Origin of the sequence: Pantoea sp. BAV 3049 (genome assembly GCF_009765445.1) — a bacterium.
In the GTDB taxonomy this organism is placed as follows: Bacteria; Pseudomonadota; Gammaproteobacteria; order Enterobacterales; family Enterobacteriaceae; genus Erwinia.
Genome location: NZ_WHOY01000031.1, coordinates 4,542,513 through 4,563,593 on the forward strand (window position 1 = coordinate 4,542,513; position 21,081 = coordinate 4,563,593).

General features: G+C 57.2%; 19 protein-coding genes. 9 read left to right on the top strand and 10 right to left on the bottom strand.

Features of this window, described 5'->3' with window-relative positions:
* Positions 1–278: 278 nt before the first annotated feature.
* The 7 genes from pqqF to GSQ70_RS22515 form a co-directional block, all read right to left on the bottom strand.
* A complete protein-coding gene (pqqF, locus tag GSQ70_RS22485; RefSeq protein ID WP_158784587.1) occupies positions 279–2,813 on the bottom strand; it encodes a pyrroloquinoline quinone biosynthesis protein PqqF in 2,535 nt (844 codons plus the stop codon).
* Between the two features lie 4 nt (positions 2,814–2,817).
* Positions 2,818–3,951, bottom strand: coding sequence for a pyrroloquinoline quinone biosynthesis protein PqqE (gene pqqE, locus GSQ70_RS22490; RefSeq protein ID WP_158784588.1), 1,134 nt, complete (start codon positions 3,949–3,951; stop codon positions 2,818–2,820).
* The gene (gene pqqD / locus GSQ70_RS22495; protein ID WP_158784589.1) at positions 3,938–4,222 is read right to left on the bottom strand and encodes a pyrroloquinoline quinone biosynthesis peptide chaperone PqqD; all 285 of its coding nucleotides are present in this window, start codon (positions 4,220–4,222) and stop codon (positions 3,938–3,940) included. The genes pqqE and pqqD overlap by 14 nt, the downstream gene beginning before the upstream one ends.
* On the bottom strand, positions 4,222–4,971 hold the full coding sequence (gene pqqC / locus GSQ70_RS22500; RefSeq protein WP_199257349.1) for a pyrroloquinoline-quinone synthase PqqC: 750 nt from the start codon (positions 4,969–4,971) through the stop codon (positions 4,222–4,224). The genes pqqD and pqqC overlap by 1 nt, the downstream gene beginning before the upstream one ends.
* 28 nt (positions 4,972–4,999) lie before the next feature.
* The gene (pqqB, locus tag GSQ70_RS22505) at positions 5,000–5,911 is read right to left on the bottom strand and encodes a pyrroloquinoline quinone biosynthesis protein PqqB (RefSeq protein WP_158784590.1); all 912 of its coding nucleotides are present in this window, start codon (positions 5,909–5,911) and stop codon (positions 5,000–5,002) included.
* 53 nt (positions 5,912–5,964) lie between these two features.
* Positions 5,965–6,036 carry a pyrroloquinoline quinone precursor peptide PqqA gene (pqqA, locus tag GSQ70_RS22510; RefSeq protein ID WP_071822147.1) on the bottom strand — a complete coding sequence of 24 codons (72 nt, stop codon included), beginning with the start codon at positions 6,034–6,036 and terminating at the stop codon, positions 5,965–5,967.
* Between the two features lie 175 nt (positions 6,037–6,211).
* Entirely contained in the window at positions 6,212–7,273 is a 1,062-nt protein-coding gene (locus tag GSQ70_RS22515; protein WP_233268444.1) for a dipeptidase, read from the bottom strand.
* Between the two features lie 374 nt (positions 7,274–7,647).
* On the opposite strand from GSQ70_RS22515, the gene GSQ70_RS22520 reads away from it, so the two are divergent.
* Positions 7,648–8,589, top strand: coding sequence for an extracellular solute-binding protein (locus GSQ70_RS22520; protein WP_158784592.1), 942 nt, complete (start codon positions 7,648–7,650; stop codon positions 8,587–8,589).
* A gap of 22 nt (positions 8,590–8,611) precedes the next feature.
* Positions 8,612–9,337: an ABC transporter permease subunit gene (locus GSQ70_RS22525; RefSeq protein ID WP_233268446.1), complete on the top strand. Its 726-nt coding sequence runs from the start codon at positions 8,612–8,614 to the stop codon at positions 9,335–9,337.
* 20 nt (positions 9,338–9,357) lie between these two features.
* On the opposite strand, the gene GSQ70_RS22530 is transcribed toward GSQ70_RS22525, so the two are convergent.
* Positions 9,358–10,335 carry an AraC family transcriptional regulator gene (locus GSQ70_RS22530; protein ID WP_158784593.1) on the bottom strand — a complete coding sequence of 326 codons (978 nt, stop codon included), beginning with the start codon at positions 10,333–10,335 and terminating at the stop codon, positions 9,358–9,360.
* Positions 10,336–10,442: 107 nt separating this feature from the next.
* On the opposite strand from GSQ70_RS22530, the gene GSQ70_RS22535 reads away from it, so the two are divergent.
* Both GSQ70_RS22535 and GSQ70_RS22540 read left to right on the top strand, forming a co-directional pair.
* Positions 10,443–11,648, top strand: a complete 1,206-nt coding sequence (locus GSQ70_RS22535; protein WP_158784594.1) for an MFS transporter — start codon at positions 10,443–10,445, stop codon at positions 11,646–11,648.
* A 253-nt stretch (positions 11,649–11,901) separates the two neighbouring features.
* On the top strand, positions 11,902–13,353 hold the full coding sequence (locus GSQ70_RS22540) for a methyl-accepting chemotaxis protein (RefSeq protein WP_158784595.1): 1,452 nt from the start codon (positions 11,902–11,904) through the stop codon (positions 13,351–13,353).
* Positions 13,354–13,476: 123 nt separating this feature from the next.
* Here the strand turns inward: GSQ70_RS22540 and GSQ70_RS22545 are convergent, their stop codons facing one another.
* A complete protein-coding gene (locus GSQ70_RS22545; RefSeq protein ID WP_158784596.1) occupies positions 13,477–14,331 on the bottom strand; it encodes an MBL fold metallo-hydrolase in 855 nt (284 codons plus the stop codon).
* Positions 14,332–14,363: 32 nt separating this feature from the next.
* Positions 14,364–14,645, bottom strand: coding sequence for a SelT/SelW/SelH family protein (locus GSQ70_RS22550; protein WP_158784597.1), 282 nt, complete (start codon positions 14,643–14,645; stop codon positions 14,364–14,366).
* 259 nt (positions 14,646–14,904) lie between these two features.
* Between GSQ70_RS22550 and GSQ70_RS22555 the strand changes: the two genes are divergently transcribed.
* From GSQ70_RS22555 to GSQ70_RS22575, 5 genes are all read left to right on the top strand, one after another.
* A complete protein-coding gene (locus GSQ70_RS22555) occupies positions 14,905–17,301 on the top strand; it encodes a TonB-dependent hemoglobin/transferrin/lactoferrin family receptor (protein ID WP_158784598.1) in 2,397 nt (798 codons plus the stop codon).
* 64 nt (positions 17,302–17,365) lie between these two features.
* On the top strand, positions 17,366–18,400 hold the full coding sequence (locus tag GSQ70_RS22560) for a hemin-degrading factor (RefSeq protein WP_158784599.1): 1,035 nt from the start codon (positions 17,366–17,368) through the stop codon (positions 18,398–18,400).
* Positions 18,397–19,215 carry a hemin ABC transporter substrate-binding protein gene (locus tag GSQ70_RS22565; RefSeq protein ID WP_158784600.1) on the top strand — a complete coding sequence of 273 codons (819 nt, stop codon included), beginning with the start codon at positions 18,397–18,399 and terminating at the stop codon, positions 19,213–19,215. Before GSQ70_RS22560 ends, GSQ70_RS22565 begins: the two co-directional genes overlap by 4 nt.
* Positions 19,212–20,213, top strand: a complete 1,002-nt coding sequence (locus GSQ70_RS22570) for an iron ABC transporter permease (RefSeq protein ID WP_158784601.1) — start codon at positions 19,212–19,214, stop codon at positions 20,211–20,213. Before GSQ70_RS22565 ends, GSQ70_RS22570 begins: the two co-directional genes overlap by 4 nt.
* A complete protein-coding gene (locus GSQ70_RS22575) occupies positions 20,206–20,985 on the top strand; it encodes a heme ABC transporter ATP-binding protein (protein ID WP_158784602.1) in 780 nt (259 codons plus the stop codon). Before GSQ70_RS22570 ends, GSQ70_RS22575 begins: the two co-directional genes overlap by 8 nt.
* The last annotated feature ends 96 nt before the right edge of the window (positions 20,986–21,081 follow it).

The following is a 21,081-nucleotide window of genomic DNA, read 5'->3' on the forward strand; positions in this document are numbered from 1 at the left end:
CTATAACAGGATAAGAATGTGATGTCACTCGCAAATATGAAAACAGAATATAATTCTGTAATCGGTTTCTTTTTATTTAAAGGGCAATGGCAGTCTCGTTAAGGAATATATTTCTCGTACGAAAATCGCTATTCTGTTAACCACGGTGATAATCAAATTATTGTGAACAAAAAGAGGATGATCACCTCCTTTCTGCGATTAATAATATTATTCACGGGGTATTTATCAGCGTCCGGAAATGAACAGGATATTCCAAAGCAAGGCGTTCTTATTAAGACTCAGCGATGAGAGGGGGCGGATGTGTTGTTCAGGTGCCAGCAGCGGTCAGGATTTTTGCTTAAATAACGCTGCGCCTGGTGAAGATGTTCTGGCCTGAGCTGGTCATAAACTTCCCGGGTTAACGGCGGCAGATTCAGTTGCTGGTGGAGCCAGTGCTCAACACATTTTGCCGGGCTGCTGACGGGGTGTACGGGACAGGCGTTCTGCAGAGAGAGGATTGCTTCCTGCAGCTGTTCCGGAGTCACTGCGTGGACAACGTCTTCCATCCCGTTAACAAAAGAGTCGATATGACGGTAAAGATCTGCTGTTTGCAAGGTCGGAGATTGCAGCGCAAATAATATACCAGCCTGACCGGCGGTACGGTGAAAGCGGCAGCTGACCACATAGCCGATATTTTTCTCAACCCGTAACCTCTGGAAAAATTGCGGTTCATACAGGGCAGCCAGTACCTGCCATGCAGCCAGTGTTAACAGATTAATCTCTGGCAGCGGACAGAAGACGATGACTGCCGCATCGCTGCTTTGCGTGGCAAAAGTGTTGTCCTTCAGGTCCGGCAGGGCAGGTTCCCGTTTCATCTGGTTGTCCTGCAACTCTGCGGGAAAACGCGACAGCAGGCGGGCCAGATCCTGATGCAGAGCCTCGTCACCACCATAAAGAGCCGCCTGCCATACGGTGCCGGTCAGCGCCTCCTGTGATGTCGCTGTATTCATTCCCTCTTTGCCTGAGTCAGTGGCTGCGTTATGCAAATCAGCCGCTGAGGGCTGAATAACCAGCGGCAGCCGGTTCAGCAGGCAGCGGACCGCAAAATCGTTAAAAAGCGCCTGCTGAGTTTGCCGGTATAGTCGCTCACCCTGGACTGTCGCAGCCTCAGTGTGGGTGTTCAGGACGGTCAGCATTTTATCCAGGCTGTACAACAGCAATTCCCTGCCGCCGCTGAGCTGGAGTAGCCAGCTCCCCTGCTGCTGCGAAAAGTTCAGCTCGCCGCCGCGGTGCCGGCATTCTGCGATGAGGGGAGACAAAGCGGCTTTCATTATCGCTGCTTTGCGCTCTTCCAGCCGCAGGCCGGGAACCGGACTTAACAGCAGGGTTGCGTCACCCGTGGCTGGAACAGCCTTTATTGCCGCTGCCGCAGCGGGGAGAGCGGGCAGGAGCAGCTCCGCGTCGGGCTGATAAAAGGCCATCTGCGGCCATGGACCTGACGGCATGGCAGGCCAGTCAATCGGGCCAGATTTCAGCGTGAAACCCTGGGCGATGTTGACGGGCAAATTGACCTGCGGGCTGACCCACAGACGGGTCATATTTTCCGGCTCAAGCTGAGCCAGCAGAGTAAGCCACGCTTCATTATGGAGCCCATCCGGCGGGAAGCCAAAGGCCCGTGCGCGCACCTGGTCAAGAGGAGGCTGGCGGGCAAACCCATGCTGCGCCAGGCTGTCATAGTGAATCAGTTGCTGCTGCGTAATGCCGTGCAGCAGTTGGAGCCAGCGGCAGAACAGCGCTTCAACAGCGGCACCCTGTTCAGGGCTGGCTTCGCTGAGCTGAAACACCACGCTCAGCAGCGATTGCTGCGGGCTGCGGTAGGGTTCCAGCAACCGGATATCATCACACAATCCCTGCTCTTGTAAGGTGGCAAGCAAGCTGCTGGTGGCTTTGTCAGTCAACAGCTCCTGCAGCAGAGACAGCTGTGTAGCTGCCATTGCCGTTACAGGGAAGCTCAGCATCAGCTGTTCAGTGTTTGAACTTTGCAGCGCAAATGTACGTTCCGGACGCAGGGAAAGAGTGAATCCAGACTGAATTTCAGCCACGGTCTGAGGTTCCTTGCCTTGCTGTGCCTGAGTAGTGTTGGGGACCGTGCCAATTTCTGATGCAGCTTTTTCCGTGGCAAAGTGCTGTCCCAGCTCTTCTGCCAGAGCCGCCAGCGTCGTCAGCGATTGCGGGCCGTGAAGCCACAATTGCAGATTCTGAGGGTGAAAGTAACGCTGATGATATGCCAGCAAAGCCTGACGTAATGCGGGCATATCGTTGCCAAAACGCGCCTGATTGCCAACGTGAAAATCAGCGAAAGCGTGAGGGGCGACAAAAGCCTGACTGAGCGCCGCTTCACACAGCGTGTCGCTGTGGCTGGTCAGCATGCGGTATTCTGCCTCAATGACCGCCACTTCCTGCGTCACGGCTTCTTCAGCCAGCAACGGCTTTGCCAGCATATCGGCCAGCCTGCGCAGCCCGTCAGCCAGCTTTGGGGCCGCGACCTCAAAAAACCATGCCGTCTGATTCGCCAGCGTGGTGGCATTCAGCCGGGCACCCTGTGCCGGAGCCCAGGCCATCAGACGCTGTTCGCCCTGGTAGTCGTGGCTTCCGGCAAACAATACGTGTTCAAGCAGGTGAGCCAGCCCCGGCCACTTCCCTGGCTCCTGGTGGCTTCCCGCCGCCAGTTGGATCAGTGCCGCTGCCTGTGTGGCCTGCGGATCGTGGATCAATGTGACCCTTAATCCGTTTTTAAGCCGGAGGTGCTGCTGTTCCTGCATGCTCCCGGACATGGCTTCAGACCTTGAAGATCAACTGAGAGTTAACGCGGTTACGGAACTGCAGCTGATCGATCTGGATATTGGTGCAGTTGGCCTGTTTGCGTGCTTCGAGGATCTTGCCATGATGCGGCGACTTGCTGCATACCGGGTCGGCATTATCTGCATTGCCGGTCAGCATAAAGGCCTGACAGCGGCAGCCGCCATAATCCTTCTCCTTTTCGGAGCAGGAACGGCAGGGTTCCGGCATCCAGTCGAAGCCGCGATACTTGTTGAAGCCAAAAGAGTCATACCAGATTTCCTGCAGCGTGTTCTCCAGCACCGACGGGAACTGTACCGGCAGCTGGCGTGCGCTGTGGCAGGGCAGGGCCATGCCTTCCGGCGTCACGTTCAGGAAGATCGCTCCCCAGCCGCCCATGCAGCCTTTTGGCCGTTCTTCATAGTAATCCGGAGTGACGAACAGCAGGTTGGCCAGATTGCTGGTGGCGCTCATCTTCTCACGGTAGCGCTTCACCACCGCTTCGGCACTGGCAATCTGCTCGCGGGTGGGCAGCAGGCCTTCACGGTTCAGCTGCGCCCAGCCGTAGAACTGACAGGTCGCCAGCTCAACGTCATCGGCTTCCAGCTCGATTGCCAGATCGATAATGCGATCGATCTGATTAATGTTATGCCGGTGAAGCACAAAGTTCAGCACCATCGGGTAGCCGTGGGCTTTCACCGCTTTGGCCATCGCCAGCTTTTGCTGGAAGGCTTTTTGCGATCCCGCCAGCGCGGCGTTCAGTGTCTCATCACTGGCCTGGAAGCTGATCTGAATATGATCCAGACCCGCTTCGGCAAAGATATCGATCTTCTTCTCAGTCAGGCCAATACCGGAGGTGATCAGGTTGGTGTAAAAACCCAGATCGCGCGCGGCACGGATCAGCTCCGGCAGATCTTTGCGCACCAGCGGTTCGCCGCCGGAAAAGCCCAACTGTACGGCGCCCATCTGGCGTGCCTGCCTGAAGACTTCGATCCACTGCTCCGTGCTCAGCTCGTTCTCCTGCTGCGCAAAATCCAGCGGGTTAGAGCAGTAAGGACACTGCAGCGGACAGCGGTAAGTCAGCTCCGCCAGCAGCCACAGCGGCGGATTGACCTGAGGTTTAAGCAGGTTCACGGAAGATTATCCACTTTTGTTCAAAAGCCTGGCCGAAGAACTCTTTCACATCGTCGTCCACGCCACCGGCATCCGGAAACTCCGTGTTCAGTTCGGCAATCAGCGCGGCAACAGAGCGAACCCCATCCACCCGTTGCAGTATTGCAGTGGCGCTTTCATTCAGTTTAGCCATGCCTTCGGGATAGAGGATCACGTGGCAATCCTGAGTCGGCTCCCACTGCAGGCGATAACCCCGGCGAAATACCGGGATGTGCTGGTTGTTAATGTCCATTACAACAGTCTCTCATGGTGCCAGACCGGCTGGTCGGTCACGGTGTGGTAAGGCGGGCGGTGCAGTTCGTAAGCCATGGTCATCGAATCCAGCATGCTCCACAGAATATCCAACTTGAACTGCAAGATTTGCAACATCCGCTGCTGTTTCTCCACGCTGGTGCAGTACTCTTTTGCCAGCGCCAGACCGTGCTCGACGTCGCGGTTGGCCTGGCTCAGACGGCTGCGGAAATAGCCATAGCCTTCCGCTTCAATCCATTTGTAGTGCTGTGGCCAGCTGTCCAGGCGTGACTGGTGGATCTGCGGGGCAAACAGCTCAGTCAGCGAGCTGCAGGCCGCTTCCTGCCAGACAGCGCGGCGGGCAAAGTTGACGTAAGCATCCACGGCGAAACGCACGCCAGGTAACACCATCCGTTCCGACAGCAGCGTCTCGCGATCCAGGCCCACCGCTTCACCCAGCCGCAGCCAGGCCTCAATACCGCCCTCGCTGCCCTGGTGTCCGTCATGGTCGAGGATGCGCTGTACCCACTTACGGCGGGTTTTCGGGTCCGGACAGTTAGCCATAATCGCCGCGTCTTTCAGTGGGATGCTGGTCTGATAATAGAAGCGGTTTGCCACCCAGCCCTGGATCTGCTGGCGGTTGGCCTGGCCTTTGTGCATCGCAATATGGTACGGGTGATGGATGTGGTAATAAGCGCCCCGGGCGCGCAGTGCCTGTTCAAACGCCTCTGGCGTCATCGGTTCTGCCACAGTATTGTCTGGCTTCATCTTCATCTCGCTAAAGGTCAATTTGCATTCCGTCCCAGCTGACTTCAATCCCGGCGCGCGTCAGCGCCTGACGCTCAGCCGACTCTTCGTCGAGGATCGGGTTGGTGTTATTGATATGAATAAGGATTTTTCGTTCAGCGGGCATCGAGGTCAGCAGCGCCATCAGCCCCTGCTCTTCGGCCAGCGCCAGGTGGCCCATATCCCGCCCGGTATTGCGGCCTACGCCGGTGTTAGCCAGCTCGTTATCCTGCCACAGCGTGCCGTCAATCAGCAGGCAGTCGGCTTTTTGCAGCCAGCCCAACAGCTCACCGTCCGGTTCGCCCAGGCCTGGCGCATACAGCAGCGTCTTGCCGCTGCGGGTATCTTCGATAAACAGCGCTACATTGTGGCCCGGCAGCGGCCGGTTACGATACTGCGAGTAAGGCGGCGCATTGCTCAGCAGCGGGATCGCTGTGAACTTCAGGGCAGGACAGACGGCGACGGAGAAGGGGTCACCAGGCTGGATGGCATGGTGCACGAGGCCGCCATTCCAGTGGCTGAGCATGGTGAACACCGGAAAGCCGGTGGTCAGGTCATCATGTACTTCCGGCGTGCACCACACCTGATGCGGGCAGCCTTCGCGCAGGCTCAGCAGGCCGGTAGTGTGATCGATCTGGCTGTCGGTCAGGATAACAGAGCCAATCGCCGTGCCGCGCAGTACGCCTTCTTTGTTCAGCGCAGGCGTGGCCGCTATCTGATGGGCAATGTCCGGAGAAGCGTTGCACAGCACAAAGTCGATGCCGTCATCGCTGATAGCGATGGAAGACTGAGTGCGCGCGGAAGTTTTCAGGGTGCCGTTACGTACCCCCTGACAGTTTCTGCAGTTGCAGTTCCACTGAGGGAAACCACCGCCCGCCGCAGAACCCAGAACGTTAATCTGCATGTGTTTACCAGGTGAAAAAGAAGATGCCCACAGCTGGCCGTGGGCATGGGGGATTAGCGGTTAGAGATGTACAGCGTAACTTCCAGACCTAAGCGTAAATCAACAAATTTAGGTTTAGTCCACATAGTCATGTTCCTCTTGATGTTAACGAAAGAACCGCCTTTAAGTTCGGCAGGTAAACAGCTTATTGTCAAATATCGAAGATTCGGCGGCGCAGATGTTGCGCCTATGTCACATCGATATCAACCCTGTGTTCGGCAGGGATTTGGGTGGAAAAAATGCCTGAACGTTCCAGGTGGTTCATTCTCCCCATGTTTTTTTCAGAACCCGTAACCAGTTGCGCCAGCAGATTTTTTCAATCAGCCGATCTGAATATCCCGCTGCAATCATTGCATCGATCAGCCGCGGCAGCCCGGCGACATCGCCCAGCCCGGCGGGTACGCTGATGCCGTCAAAATCCGATCCCAGGCCGATCCGATCTTCGCCCAGCTTGTCCATCAGGCCATCCAGATGCCGGACGATCTCGCCGAGCGGCGTGTCGCTGTCACGCTTGCCATCCGCACGAAGAAACGCATTGCCGAAGTTCACGCCCACAAAGCCGTCGCTTTCGGCAATGGCCGCCAGCTGACGGGCGGTGAGGTTACGCGGCTGCGGACACAGCGCATGCACGTTGGAGTGGGTGGCAATCAGCGGTGCGGAGCTGTGTTGAGCGGTCTGCCAGAAGGCTTTCTCATTCATATGAGACAGGTCGATCAGCAGTCTCTTCTGATTGCAGAGCCGCAGCAGATTCAGTCCGGCGGGCGTCAGACCTTCACCCCTGTCCGGCGAGCCGGGAAAATCACCTGTCACTCCGGTGCCGAAGACGTTTTGCAGATTCCACAGCGGACCGATGCTGCGCAGCCCGGCAGCGACCCAGCTATCAAGCTGGCTGCACTCTTCGTCCAGCGCTTCAGCCCCTTCGATATGTAACACCATCGCCAGCACGCCTTGCAAGAGGCACTGTTCAATTTCAGCGACGGTACGGCAGAGACGGGCCATCCCCTCTGACTGGTCTGCAATTCTTTGCAGCAGGGCGATCTGTGCTTCAGTGATGGCTAACGGGCTGTGCTGCGCTTCATCATAAGCTGCATTATTCTGCTTAACGTACTGAGCTGGTGGCACAAAAACAGCGAACAAACCGCCAGCAAAACCGCCCTGACGCATACGTGGCAGATCAAGATGGCCCCTCGCCGACCCATGAAGGAAATCAGCCACGGCGGTATCTGCAGACGGCTGCAGCCACAGACGCAGCAGCAGATCGTTATGGCCGTCAAAGACAGGCTGAAGAGATACGGAAGACTTTGGGTTCAGGATGTTAGTCAAATCAGGCTCAGTGTTATGAATCAGCAGGCATGCTGTTAATAAAAAAAATGATACCCCGGAACAGACGGAGAGTGACCGGCTAAAAAGTGCGGTCAAAGGTAAACAAATCGCATGGCTGGCCGGTTTTCCGCCAGAAATTGTTACCAGTGCTTGACGGAGTGACACGATGTGTCTGATTGTTACTGCTGAAAAATTCGCCGATCTGATTTCCATTGCTGTCACGCTGGCCGGGATTATGGCAAGGGGATTTAACTGGCTCTAACGCCCGCACTTCAGATTGGATACTGATTACCTGCTCGTTGTAAAAAGGTTGATTGACGGGAGCCGATAATTGCTTATCGTAATGTAACCAGATATATAACGAAGAGCACCTCATGATCTCCAGATTCAATGTATTAACTCCGCCCCGCCTGGCGGGTGCCGTTGCTGTTGTCCTGTCTCTTTCCGGCTACGCCCATGCTGCAGAAGATTTCCGTGTCACCTACGCGGGTTCAATGGGCGTGGTGATGGACAAAGCGTTGGGTCCGGCCTTTGCCAAAAGCAATCAGGTGAATTATCAGGGGCAGGGGCAGGGTGCCTATGGGATGGCGAACCTGCTTGCGTCGAAAAAAGTGGTGGCAGACGTGTTTGTTTCTATCACCCCAGGCCCGATTGCCGTGCTGCAAAAAGCCGGACTGGTGGAGAAAGCTGAACCGGTTGCCAGCACCAGCATGGTGATTGCGTATAACCCCAAAGGGAAATACGCGGAAGCCTTCAACGCTATCCGTGACAACAAGCCTGGCGCGGAGCCGTGGTGGAAAGTGCTGCAAACGCCTTCTCTGCGCTTTGGGCGCACCGATCCGGCTACCGATCCGCAGGGGCAGAACATCATTTTCACCATGATGCTGGCCAGCCGCTATTACCAGCAGCCGGACCTGGCGGAAAAAGTGTTGGGTGAAACACAGAATCCGCAGCAGGTGTTTGCTGAGGGCGGCTTGCTGACGCGGCTGGAAGCCGGACAGGTTGATGCCGCTTCCGGTTATGAGAGCGCCACCCGTTCCGCCCATCTGCCCTACATCAGGCTGCCGGATGAAATTAACCTGAGCAATCCGGAGATGGATGCCAGCTGGTACAGCAAGGTGAGTTTTGATATTACCGATGCTAAAGGCCAGAAAAAAACGCTGCACACTCAGCCGCTGGTATTTTATGCAGCAGTGCTGAAAAACGCGCCACATCCGGAGCTGGCGCAGAAGTTTGTGAAGTTTATGCAGAGCAAAGAAGGCCAGGCGCTGTTTGAGAAAAACGGTTATGGCGCGCCAAAAGGCGGGGCAATGTAATTTGCGTTCGCTCTGGCTGGGGATGCCGGCAGTTCTTCTGCTGCTCATCCCCTTTCTGACCCTGGCATGGCTGACGCCATGGTCCGGCTTTCATCTTGCTTATGGCGACGGTCAGGCCGTTGCCACATCGCTGGGGATGAGTGCGATTGCTCTCCCGCTGATTATTTTGCTGGGGTTGCCGCTGGCGTTATGGCTGGCAAGAACCGACTCCCGCTGGCGCGGGGCGATGGAGGTGGCGGTTCTGATCCCCCTGCTGGCACCGCCTCTGGCTATGGGGATCCTGCTGGTCTCGGTATACGGGCCTTACGGGTCAATGGGTGAGGCGCTTTCCGCGATTGGTCTGGCGCTGAATAACAATGCTGGCGCTTTTGTGACGGCGCAGATTTATGGCGGGCTGCCTTATTTTGTGTTGGCAGCCCGGGCCGCTTTTGAAAACGTGCCGGTGGAGATTGAAGAAGCCGGGCAGACACTGGGTGCTTCAGCCTGGCAGATCTTCTGGCGACTGACCCTGCCGCAGGCGGCAAGAGGGCTGGCCGCTGCGCTGGCAATCACCTGGGTAAGGGTGATTGGCGAATTCGGCATCGTACTGGTGTTCAGTTACTTCCCGCAGGGTATCCCGGTGAAACTCTTTATCAACCTGCAAAATGACGGCGTTGATTCCGTCTATGCCCTGCTGTGGGTGCTGTTGGTGACCACTTTGCCACTGCCGTTATGGTGTGTGATGCGCGCCGGACGCAAAGCCTTTTAAGAAGCCAAAGGCGTCCCATATCACGAAGCCTTCGCTACTGTCCGTTTACTCTCCCGGACCCTCAGTGCACCCGGCGTGGAACCTGTCGTGCGTTTAAATGCCCGGCTGAAGGCGGCCAGCGAGCCGTAACCCAGTCGCCATGCCACGGTTTCAATCGCTTCACCTTCCCGTCCAATCCACTGCATTGCCAGCTGCATGCGCAGCTCGGTCAGGTAGCGCACCGGCGTCATACCCGTTACCGCCAGAAACCGCTCGGCAAACACCGAGCGCGAGCTGCCCATTTCAGCTGCCAGCTGCGCTACGGTCCAGTTTTTTCCCGGTTCGCGATGCAGGGCAACCAGCGCTTTGCCCAGCCGTGGATCGCGAAGCGCCTGCAGCCAGCCACCGGCATCGCCACAGCCAGATTCCACCCAGCCACGGACGATAAATGCTGCCACCACGTCAGCCAGCCTTGAGAGGATCCCCGCATAGCCCGCACGTCTCGCCAGCGACTCCCGCTCCATCGCCTCCAGCATTGGCTGCAGTTCCGGGTATTTGCGCATCAGCGTATCTGCCAGCAGTACCTCCGGCATGGCGCTGACCAGCATCTGCATGCCGCCGAGGTCGAACTCCATGCAGCCGCTGAAAATCAGCGTAGTGGATCCCTGCAATTCCTGTGGTTCCTGCGGGCAGGATTTAACGCAGCAGACATTGCCGCAGACCGGGGTGGTATCGAAGGCGCGAATGTCCTTACAGGGGACATCTGGCGAAGAGAGCAGCACATGATCGATCCCCTGTGGTAGCAGCAGTGCATCGCCCGTATTGAGGGAATAAACGGTGCCGGTACCGGTGCGCAACAGCACCGGGCCCCGGCTGACAAAGTGAAACTGGGCACGACCTGGTGCATTGATAAAACCGATGCCGAACGGCGCGGTCAGTTCAATACGCCGGTATTGCACACCCAGCAGACGCATGCCCAGCAGCAGCTCACTGGCCAGATCGTGGTTTTCTGCAGCCATTTTTCACCTTCCGGACGATTAATCAATAATTGCGGATTTTACATCATAGACCATCCGGTGCCAGCCTTTTACGCTTAGACTAACTTAATCCTGACGGAAAATTCCAGATGAACACACGACAACAGGCCATACCGGCTGAAGAAAAGCCCCAGTGGGGCGCAGTCTTTTCCATGGCGCTTGGCGTGTTCGGACTGGTCACCGCAGAGTTCCTGCCGGCCAGCCTGCTGACACCGATGGCCGCCAGCCTTGGCGTAACTGAAGGAATAACCGGCCAGGCCGTAACCGTGACCGCCGTCTTCGCGCTGCTGACCAGCTTTTTCAGCGCCGCAGTGACCCGTCGTATGGATCGCCGCTGGGTGATGCTGACTTTCTCAGCGATGTTGATTGTCTCGAACCTGCTGGTGGCCTTTGCCCCGAACCTCTCCTTTATCCTCGTTGCCCGCGTGCTGCTGGGGATTGCGATTGGTGGCTTCTGGACGCTGGCCGCCGCCACGGCAATGAGGCTGGTGCCCGAAGCGATGATCCCGCGTGCTTTATCGATCGTCTTCAGCGGCGTCTCGGTAGCGACAATCGTTGCCGCGCCAATGGGCAGCTACTTTGGCCATCTGATTGGCTGGCGCAACGTGTTTATCGCCGCCTCGCTGATGGGCCTGCTGGCGCTGGTCTGCCAGACGATCACTCTGCCTAAAATGCCGCCGAATCCGTTGAGCAAAGGTAGCTCGATCCTCTCGCTGATTGGGCGTCCTGGCATGCAGACCGCACTGCTGGCGATCATCATGGTCTTCTCCGGCCACTTCGCTTTCTTTACCTATCTGCGACCGTTCCTTGAAAGCGTCACCGGCGTGGGAGTGAATGGTTTATCGATGATCCTGCTGGGCTTTGGCGTTGCCAACTTTGCCGGTACGCTGATAGCCGGGATGCTGCTGGAGCGTAATCTGCACCTGACGCTGATCGGCATGCCGCTGGCGATGGGGCTGCTTGGCGTGGCGCTGGTCGGATTGGGAGCTGCCCCAGTCAGCGACGCGATCCTGGTGGCGCTGTGGGGCATGGCCTTTGGCGCTGGCCCGGTGGGCTGGTCAACCTGGATCACCCGCACCATGCCGGAAGAGGCTGAAAGTGGTGGTGGTCTGCTGGTGGCGGCGATCCAGCTGGCAATTACTGTCGGTGCGGCTGCAGGAGGCGTGGTGTTCAATGCCACCGGCGCTAAAGGCGTATTTATGGGCAGTGCGCTGGCGCTGCTGGTGGCCACGCTGATCATCTTGACTGCATTACGCCCGAAAACCGCTTCCGTCTGTACTGCCGACAGCGACTGATTTTGCGGCCAGCAGAAAGGCTATTTCCTGCGGCCAGCAATACTTAATTCGCTTGAAAATAACGTCGGGAAACCATTTTCCCGGCGTTGCTCTTATCCTAACAGGCAATTTCCCCGAGCATCCTCGTCCGCTGGTCTGACAACTTTCGGCAATTTACGTTGACGATAATAGTGAAGAGAACCTAATCTGAGGTTACAAGCCACGCCCCACGTACTCTCCCGGCAATCACGTGGATATAACTTCTGGAAAAATCATGGTATCAACAACGAAAATGCTGGCTGGACAGCAGCAGGCAGACCGGGTTTCTCTTGCCCGGATTTATCACCAGGCAGATGTGCTGATGCTGTTTATCTGTTGGGGTCTGCTGTTGGTTTCGGCACTCCTGGGCTGGTTTTTTGCTGAACTGCAGCTGGCCCTGATCGCGGGGGGGATCCTGACGCTCAGCGCCACTGTTGTTAAAGTGTTGCTGCCGGGAAGCCTGTTTACCCGCCTCTATTTTTCCTTTGTCCTGCTGGCCTACGCCGCTTTGCTGATCCAACTGGGGGAGGGCGATACCGAATATCACTTCTCCATTTTTGTGCTGCTTTCCGCGCTGCTGGCCTATCGCGATTACAGACCGTTACTGGTGGGGGCTGCCACCGCCGCAGTTCATCACGCGCTGTTTAACTATCTTCAGGAACACGATTTATTTGGCGTGATGGTGTTTATGCATCCCGGATTTCATATGGTGGTGTTCCATGCGCTGTTTGTGGTGGCGCAGACCGCTATTCTGATTTACATCGCCCTGAATATGGCCGCCGATGCCCGCTCCGCCAGCGAAGTGGCGCATCTGGCCTCCTGGATCACCCGCGAGCCGGGCAAGCTGACGCTGGCGCAGGATGAGGAGGCGACAAAGACCGAATTTGGCAAAACCTTTAACAATACCCTCGGCACCATGGGCAGCACGCTTTGTCGGGTCAGTTCCGGCGTCGGTGAACTGCTGACGGCATCGGAAAGCATCCTTAAACGTAACGCGGCCCTGTCAGCGCGAACCGATGAGCAGGCGAGGGCGCTGGACTCAGCCGCCAGTGCGATGGAGCAGATGAATTCCGCTGCGACACTGACCAGTGCAAAAGCGCAGGAAGCTCGTGAGCTGGCGAAGGGAGCCAGCAAACTGGCGTTAAAAGGCGGCAGTAATATTTACGATGCAGTGGATTCCATGGCGCAAATCAGCGACGCATCCCGTCGCATCAACGCCATTCTGGAATTGATCGACAGCATCGCTTTCCAGACCAATATTCTGTCGCTGAATGCCTCAGTAGAAGCCGCCAGCGCCGGTACGCACGGCAAAGGTTTTGCGGTGGTGGCTTCTGAAGTTCGCACGCTGGCAATTCGCTGTGAAGAGGCTGCAAAGGATATCCGCCAGACGACCGGCAACTCAGTCGAAGCGACCCATAACGGTTCGCAGCAGGTCGAACATGCCGGAAAAACAATGGAGGAGATCATCTCCAGTATTGAGGAGCTGGCTCAGCTGGTCGGTGAGCTGTCAGAGATGAGCGAACAGCAGCGCAGCAGTATCGCCCAGATGCGTGACAGTATTGCCAGCATCGACCGCAGCGTTCAGGACAACGTTGAGCACGTGGCGGAAACGGTCCAGGTGGCGCAGCTTCAGCAGCAGCAGGCGGATGCGGTAAACCAGGCGATAGGGGTGTTCAGATTCGCCTGAACAGGCTGCGGGAACTGTTCGCCCCCAGGCGGGAGAACTGGTCGGACAATAAACTCGCCCGGCCAACATGTCAGATCCCATCAGTGGAGCTGACGGCAGTATTCTTGCGGTCGGCTACTTCTCTCAGCTGTGCGAAAATTCTGTCCAGGTATATCCCTCAGCAGCCGGGTTGACCTGGCCGACAGCGCTACCAGAGAAGTGGACGGTGAAAAGGGTGGCCTGATGGCGTGAGGCAAAATCAAGCAGCCAGGCTCTGGCGCTGCAGGCCGCCGGTTTATCGCGGCAGAAAACTGAAGAGAGCCCGGGATGGGGTACCTGCAATTTGTTGTGCATCACATCGCCAGTAAATAACGCCACCTGTCCCGCCGATTCAAAGGCAATACTCATGTGGCTGGTGCTGTGGCCGTGAGTCGGCAGGAAGCGGATACCCGGCAAATATTCCCCACCGTCCTCGGCTATTGTTTCCACTTTCCCGGCATCGATCAGCGGCTGCACGCTGTCGGCAAAAACGATCGCGCGCGGGGCTGCTTCAGCCGTCTGATACCATGCGATTTCCCCTGCAGGGATCACCCATTTTGCATTGGGGAAGGAAGGCACCCAGCGCTCGCCGTTCCGGATGGTGTTCCACCCCACATGATCGGTATGCAGGTGAGTATGCAGAACACAGTCGATATCTTCCGGACGCAGGCCGGTTGCCAGCAGATTGTCCATCCACGGACTGTTCAATTGATCAAAGAGCGGGCTGAACGGGCGCGATTTGCCGTTTCCCGTGGCGGTATCAATCAGAAAGTGCCCCTGTGGTGATTCCACCAACCAGCTGTGGACGCTCATTTGCAGCGGGCTTTCCAGCGTCATACCTTTCGGTAGCTGGCTTTCAGCGAGGTCCGGAAGGAGTTTTGCTGCGGGCAGGCTGAACGATTGTTCAATGAGTTTAGTGATTTTCAGTTCACCAACGGTCCATGAGGGCGGCGTGGACATATCGTTCCTTATCTTGTGGCTAAATCAGGGCGTCAGGCTTTATCAATATGCCCTAAATCCCGCTCCGGGAAACAGACATTCCGCACCCGCTGCTTCAACTCCTTCACTTCCGGAAAACCGCCATCGATTTTGCGATCCCAAATTAGCTGTCCGTCGATGGCGATCTGATAAATACCGCCCGTGCCCGGTACCAGGGTAACCGAGGCCAGATCGGTGCTGAAGGTATGCAGCAATTCCTGCGCCATCCAGCCGGCACGCAGCAGCCAGTTGCACTGGGAACAGTACTCAATAGTCAAGGCGGGAGACGTTTTCATGGTGGGTGTCCTCAAAAAATCAGGCCCTCATCTTCTGGTGACGAACGAGGGCTGTCAACCTGGTGGTTTACAGAATTGTGAATAAATTATGGAGATCGTTGATATAAAGAATCAATCTGATTATCATTCTCATTTGTAACTCTGGGTCAGGGATCGACATCCATAACGCGCAGCAGGCGCAGGCTTTTTTTTCGCGGTTTTTCACGCCAGCGGCAGCAATGTATGAGTCGATACTAATAAAGAATAAAGGCTTACTAAAATGCGTAAACTCTTTTCCTCACAGGGAATTGTCCACACCACGGTGCTGTTCGGCACGCTGGTGACCTCCGGCTATTCCGTCGGGGCTGAAACAGCCACCGATACCACCCCAGCGACCACCACTTCTGGCAAGCCGCTAAAAGTCTCCGCAAAAAAAACCACGCCTTCTGAACCGTTGATGGTTGTTACCGCCCCACGGCAGGAGCAAGAAGCGGGCAGCAAAACCACCGTCACCGCCGAAGAGATGCAGAACAAAGGTGCCAATGATTTTGGCTCCATCATGCGCTATGAACCGTTGATCAGCGCTACCGGGACCAGCGGCGGCTCTTCGGCAGGCAAGAGCGGCTTCGACCGTAGTGGTTACACTGGCTATAACATTCGTGGTCTGGAAAGTAACCGTGTCGGGCTGGATGTGGATGGCATTCCACAACCTGCTGCAACCGGTCGCAGCTATGTCGGGCGTGCCGGTCTGAATACCTTTGGTATCGGGCGCGATTACATTGACCCCTATATGTATGGTCAGGTGGATATCGAATCGGGTGCCACCTCAATCTCGAAGGCCAATAACGCCATCGGCGGCGCAGTTTCATTCGTGCCGAAATCGGCGGATGATTATCTGTCTCCGGATAAGTCCACTTACTTTGGCTATCAGTCGGATTATGACTCCTCCAACCGTAGCTGGCACAACGGCATCACTGCCGCAGCCGGTGATGAAACGCTGCGTGGCGTGTTCGTCTACAGCCGCCGCGACGGTCAGGAAACCCGTAATAACAGCGGAACGATCGATGCGTATCCGGTCAACTGGCATTCCAACGCGCTGATGGCTTCAGGTATCTGGCAGCCCAACGATGAGCACAAGCTGACCGGCACCGTCGACTATTACGACAAGACCAACCATACCCATTACGACGCCTGGGACAGCACTGGCAAAACCATCTGGGGCACCGCGCAGCAGCAGAGTAACACCCGCCGCTGGGGCGTCAGCCTCAAGGATGAGTGGACGCCTGCCAATGCGTTTATCGACAGCCTGACTTCACGGGTGTTCTGGCAGCAGACCCAGGCGCACGACAACACCTATATGCCTTCCAGCGCCACGGCGATGGAGCGGGTTTATTCCGATTATGATGTCGATACCTGGGGCTTTGACACCCAGCTGGCAAAAATGCTTGGGCGTCATGAGCTGAGCGGCGGCCTGAACGGCAGCATCAGCGACACCAAACGTCCATTCCGCCAGGAGCCGCCGGCCAGCCAGTACAGCGTGATCATGCAGCCGGACGCCAACAGCCGCAGCTACACGCTGGGCGGTTATGTGCAGGATAAAATCCACTTCGATCTCGACGGTCATGACTTCAGCGTTGTGCCGGGCGTTCGTGTGGCTCATCAGTCCACTAAACCTGAAAACCTCAGCAGCCTGACCACCGGTAGCAGCGTGCTGACGGAAGACCAGCTGCAAACCCTGTATGGCAAAGAGAACACCGATACCCAGCTGCTGCCATCGCTGAGCTTTAACTACGATCTGACGCCAACGCTGATGACCTACGTGATGTACAAGCGCGGCGCACAGTTCCCGAATGCCAGCCAGCTGTATGGTTCCTGGAACCTCGGTTCAAGCTATGCCGGATCGCAGCAGTACGCATTAATCGGCAATAGCGATCTGAAAACAGAAACCAGCGACAACTACGAATGGGGCCTGAAAGGGGAGCCGGTGGAGGGCGTCTCGCTGAACGCAGCGATGTTCTATAACACCTATAAGAACTTTATCGCCTACACCCGCTATACCCGCTCCGGCAACCCGTCGATGTTCGGTAATGTTCCGTCGAATATCTACACTATTTACCAGGCTGAGAACCGTGATAAGGCCTATATCTATGGTGGTCAGCTCAGCACTAAACTGAACTTCGGCACCTGGTTTGAAGAGGTCAACGGCCTGAGCGCCACCTTCGCGCTGGGCTACAGTGAAGGGAAGTCTAAATCCAGCTACTCCGGCGACAGCTATGTCGACCTGGACAGCGTGGCTCCGGTGAAAGCTATTGTCGGCGTGGCGTGGGACGATCCTGCCAAACGTTACGGGGCTGCCGTGACCGCGACCTTTGTCAAAGGCAAGCGCGCCACCGACACTAACCGTGAAAGCTATACCAACAACGGTACTGCTCTGACGGACTCTACCAGCGAGTATATGCGCGTGCCGGGCTACGGTATGGTGGATATGACGGCTTACTGGCAGGTGGCGAAAAATGTCCGGGTGAACGGGGGGATCTATAACCTTACTGACCGTAAATACTGGGATTATCTGAGCAGCCGTAACCTGACAGAAAGCACCAATCAGGATGCTTATGATAAAGCGCTGGCAGTGATGCCCGGCCGCACCTTCCAGCTGGGCGTCAATGTCGACTTCTGATCGTAACGCCTTCTAATTAACCACACGTTGCCCTGCGCACTTCGCAGGGCTCAAAGGAGAGCAAATGCGGAGTACCCTATACCAACGTTATCAGGCGCTGAAGACAGAGCAGCCGAAAAAATATGCCCGTGAGCTGGCTGGCCTGCTTGGCGTCAGTGAAGCTGAGCTGACTCAGGCCCGCACTCAGGATGATGCAGTGGCGCTGAAGCCCGATTTCACCGCGTTATTACCGGCGCTGAAAGCGGTGGGTGAAACCAAATCTATTACCCGTAACGAGTATGCCGTGCATGAGCAGATAGGGCGTTATGAAAACTTACATCTGGGCGGGCATGCCGGGCTGATCCTCAACCCACGTGCGCTTGACCAGCGTATATTCCCTTCACAGTGGAAAAGTGCCTTTGCGCTGCTGGAGCAAACCGCGCGTGGCGATCGCCACAGCATCCAGATTTTCGATGCGCACGGTGATGCCATCCTGAAAATTTACACCACGCCAGAAACTAACATGACGGCCTGGCAGGCGTTAGTGGCGGAGTTCACCGCCAAAGAGTCCTCTGCGCTGACCGTTACTCCGGCGCAGCCGGTGGCGTTAAATCAGAAGCCGGACAACGCGCTGATCGAGCAGGAATGGCGTGCCATGACGGACGTACATCAGTTCTTTGGCCTGTTAAAACGCCACAACATTTCCCGTCAGCAGGCATTTCGTGCCGTGGCCAGCGATCTGGCAATCAGGGTGGATAACAGCGCGCTGAGCGAGCTGCTGAAGCTGGCGCAGAACGATGGCAACGAGATCATGATTTTCATCGGTAACCGCGGCTGCGTGCAGATCTTCACCGGCGTGGTGGAGAAGCTGATGCCGATGGAGAACTGGCTGAACATCTTCAACCCGACATTCACTCTGCACCTGATGGAAGACGCCATCGCCGAGAGCTGGGTAACCCGCAAATCAACGGCAAACGGCACGGTGACCAGTCTGGAACTCTTTGCCGCCGATGGCACGCAGATTGCCCAGCTGTACGGTCAGCGCACCGAAGGTGAGCCGGAACAAGCCCGCTGGCGCGAACAGATCGCCATCCTGACTGATGAAGGAGCCGCCGCATGAAAGCGTGGCTGATAGCATTGCTGGCGCTGCCTTTATCGCTGATGGCGGAACAGCGGGTAGTGTCGATTGGCGGTGACGTGACGGAAATCATCTACGCGCTGGATGCGCAGCAGAGCCTGGTGGCCCGCGATTCCACCAGCCTCCAGCCTGCCGTGGCCACTAAACTGCCTGACGTAGGCTATATGCGCCAGCTGAATGCGGAAGGGATCCTGGCGATGAAGCCGACGCTGGTGATTGCCAGCGAGTTGGCAAAACCCTCGATTGCGCTGCAACAGGTTGAGCAGGCTGGCGTGAAGGTGGTGACGGTGACGGGCGAACCTTCGCTGAACGCCATCCATCGGAAAATTGCCACCATCGCCAGCACGCTGAACCGGGAAGAACAGGGCAAAGCGCTGGAAGCGAAGATGGACAGCCAGCTGTCTGGCGTGTCGGACAAGCCGCTGCCGGTTAAGGTGCTCTATATCCTTAATCACTCCGGCATGAAGGCGATGGCGGCCGGAACGGATACCGCCGCAGATGGCGCGATCCGCAGCGCAGGGTTGCAGAACGCCATGGGCAACATTCCGCACTATCAGGCGCTGACCCAGGAAGGCATTGTAGCGAGTGCGCCACAGCTGGTGGTGATTGGCGAAGACGGGCTGAAGGCGATGGGCAACGAAGATAAAATCTGGCAGTTGCCTGGCCTGGCGCTGACTCCGGCAGGAAAAAATCACAACCTGCTGGTGGTGGACGAGATGTCGCTGCTGGGTTTTGGTCTGCAAACCCCGGGCGCGATTTCCAGACTGCGTAACGCAGCAGAAGCCGTGGCGCAATGAAAACGGTGAACGTGCAGCGCGGGCTGCTGGTGATGCTGGTCTTGATGGTGGCGATGGTACTGCTGGCGGCGAATATCGGCGCGATGCGACTGTCCCTGCCCGTGGTCTGGCACGCCCCGGCTGACAGCATGATCTGGAAGATCTGGTGGAATATCCGTTTGCCGCGCGTTCTCCTTGCCGTGCTGGTGGGTGCCGCGCTGGCACTCTCCGGCGCGATGATGCAGGGCCTGTTTCGTAACCCTCTGGCCGATCCCGGCCTGATGGGGATCAGCAGCGGCGCTTCGCTGATGCTGGCTTTTTCCATTGTTATCCCTGTGGCTCTGCCCGCTGCGCTGGCACTGTGGTGGCCGATGCTGGCCGCCTTTGTGGGCAGTATTACGGTAACGGTGATTATTTTTATCCTCAGCCGCCACAGCAGTGCCACGCTTTCCCGGCTGTTACTGGCCGGAATAGCCATCAATGCTCTTTGTGGTGCGGCAGTAGGGATCCTGTCGTGGCTCAGCAACGATCAGCAACTGCGCCAGCTTTCGCTTTGGGGTATGGGCTCACTGGGCCAGGCGCAGTGGTCAACGGTGCTGGCCTGTGCTGCGGTGATCCTGCCTGCCATGCTGGCGACTCAGTGGCAGGCGCGTCGGCTTAATTTACTGCAGCTGGGCGATGAAGAAGCGCATTACCTCGGCGTGGATGTTCGCCGCACCCAGCGGATCCTGCTGGTGCTCAGCGCGCTGATGGTTGCTGCTGCAGTGGCGGTCAGTGGCATCATCGGTTTTGTCGGGTTGGTGGTGCCACATCTGATCCGTCTGTGCATGGGCGGCGATCACCGCTGGCTGCTGCCGGGCGCGACATTACTCGGGGCTATTCTGATGCTGCTGGCTGACACCCTGGCCCGCACGATGGTGGCTCCGGCTGAAATGCCGGTAGGGTTGTTGACCAGCCTGCTTGGTGCTCCGTGGTTTTTATGGCTGATCCTGCGTCGCCAGGAAGGTCGGGATGAGTAGAATTTTACAGGCGGTTGGCGCTTCTTATCGGGCAGGGCAGCGGTTGCTGATTGACCATGTGTCACTGACGCTGCAGCCGGGCGAAATGGTCTCGCTGATTGGACCGAATGGTGCAGGTAAATCCACGCTTCTGCGGATGCTGACCGGATTTCTGCCAGCAAGCCAGGGGAGCTGTACCCTTGATAACCGGCTGATTGAAAGCTGGCCGCGCGATCGTCTGGCCCGCAGCAGGGCGGTGATGCGTCAGCAGAGCCACGTTGAGTTTGCCGTGCCGGTGCGGGACGTTGTGGCAATGGGCCGTGCGCCCTGGCCGGGACGGGCCAGCCAGCGAATGGTCGACGAAGTGATGCAGCTTACGGGCTGCGACGATCTGGCAAACCGCGACTATCGCTATCTTTCCGGTGGCGAGCAGCAGCGGGTGCAGCTCGCCAGAGCACTGGCACAGCTGTGGCATGATGATGGCCCACAGGGCTGGCTGTTTCTGGATGAACCGACCTCGGCGCTGGATCTCTATCACCAGCAGCACGCTTTACGACTGCTGCATCAACTGACCCGCAAGGGCCAGCTGGCGGTATGTTGCGTCCTGCACGACCTGAATCTGGCGGCCTTGTGGTCAGACAGAATGTTACTGCTGCATCAGGGCTCACTGGTGGCCAGTGGCACGCCAGCAGAGGTGATGACCGAAGAGACGCTAACCCGCTGGTATCAGGCCGATCTGCAGGTTCACCACCACAGCCAGGACGCAGTGCCGCAAGTCGTCCTGCGGCGATAAAAGCAGGATACCGATCTGTCTCCCGCGAATGCCCAAGCCGGATCACCTTTTCCACTATGGTGGTGGCATTCGGCTGGATGCCGGGCATCCGGGTAA

What these genes read in the sequence shown, in the direction of transcription:
- GSQ70_RS22525 (WP_233268446.1), top strand. Translation starts at nt 8,612, where the DNA reads ATGCCGGCAGTTCTTCTGCTGCTCATCCCCTTTCTGACCCTGGCATGG.
- GSQ70_RS22575 (WP_158784602.1), top strand. Translation starts at nt 20,206, where the DNA reads ATGAGTAGAATTTTACAGGCGGTTGGCGCTTCTTATCGGGCAGGGCAG.
- pqqB (WP_158784590.1), bottom strand. Translation starts at nt 5,911, where the DNA reads ATGCAGATTAACGTTCTGGGTTCTGCGGCGGGCGGTGGTTTCCCTCAG.
- GSQ70_RS22545 (WP_158784596.1), bottom strand. Translation starts at nt 14,331, where the DNA reads ATGTCCACGCCGCCCTCATGGACCGTTGGTGAACTGAAAATCACTAAA.
- GSQ70_RS22535 (WP_158784594.1), top strand. Translation starts at nt 10,443, where the DNA reads ATGAACACACGACAACAGGCCATACCGGCTGAAGAAAAGCCCCAGTGG.
- GSQ70_RS22560 (WP_158784599.1), top strand. Translation starts at nt 17,366, where the DNA reads ATGCGGAGTACCCTATACCAACGTTATCAGGCGCTGAAGACAGAGCAG.
- GSQ70_RS22570 (WP_158784601.1), top strand. Translation starts at nt 19,212, where the DNA reads ATGAAAACGGTGAACGTGCAGCGCGGGCTGCTGGTGATGCTGGTCTTG.
- GSQ70_RS22550 (WP_158784597.1), bottom strand. Translation starts at nt 14,645, where the DNA reads ATGAAAACGTCTCCCGCCTTGACTATTGAGTACTGTTCCCAGTGCAAC.
- pqqF (WP_158784587.1), bottom strand. Translation starts at nt 2,813, where the DNA reads ATGTCCGGGAGCATGCAGGAACAGCAGCACCTCCGGCTTAAAAACGGA.
- GSQ70_RS22555 (WP_158784598.1), top strand. Translation starts at nt 14,905, where the DNA reads ATGCGTAAACTCTTTTCCTCACAGGGAATTGTCCACACCACGGTGCTG.
- GSQ70_RS22565 (WP_158784600.1), top strand. Translation starts at nt 18,397, where the DNA reads ATGAAAGCGTGGCTGATAGCATTGCTGGCGCTGCCTTTATCGCTGATG.
- pqqD (WP_158784589.1), bottom strand. Translation starts at nt 4,222, where the DNA reads ATGGACATTAACAACCAGCACATCCCGGTATTTCGCCGGGGTTATCGC.
- GSQ70_RS22520 (WP_158784592.1), top strand. Translation starts at nt 7,648, where the DNA reads ATGATCTCCAGATTCAATGTATTAACTCCGCCCCGCCTGGCGGGTGCC.
- GSQ70_RS22540 (WP_158784595.1), top strand. Translation starts at nt 11,902, where the DNA reads ATGGTATCAACAACGAAAATGCTGGCTGGACAGCAGCAGGCAGACCGG.
- GSQ70_RS22530 (WP_158784593.1), bottom strand. Translation starts at nt 10,335, where the DNA reads ATGGCTGCAGAAAACCACGATCTGGCCAGTGAGCTGCTGCTGGGCATG.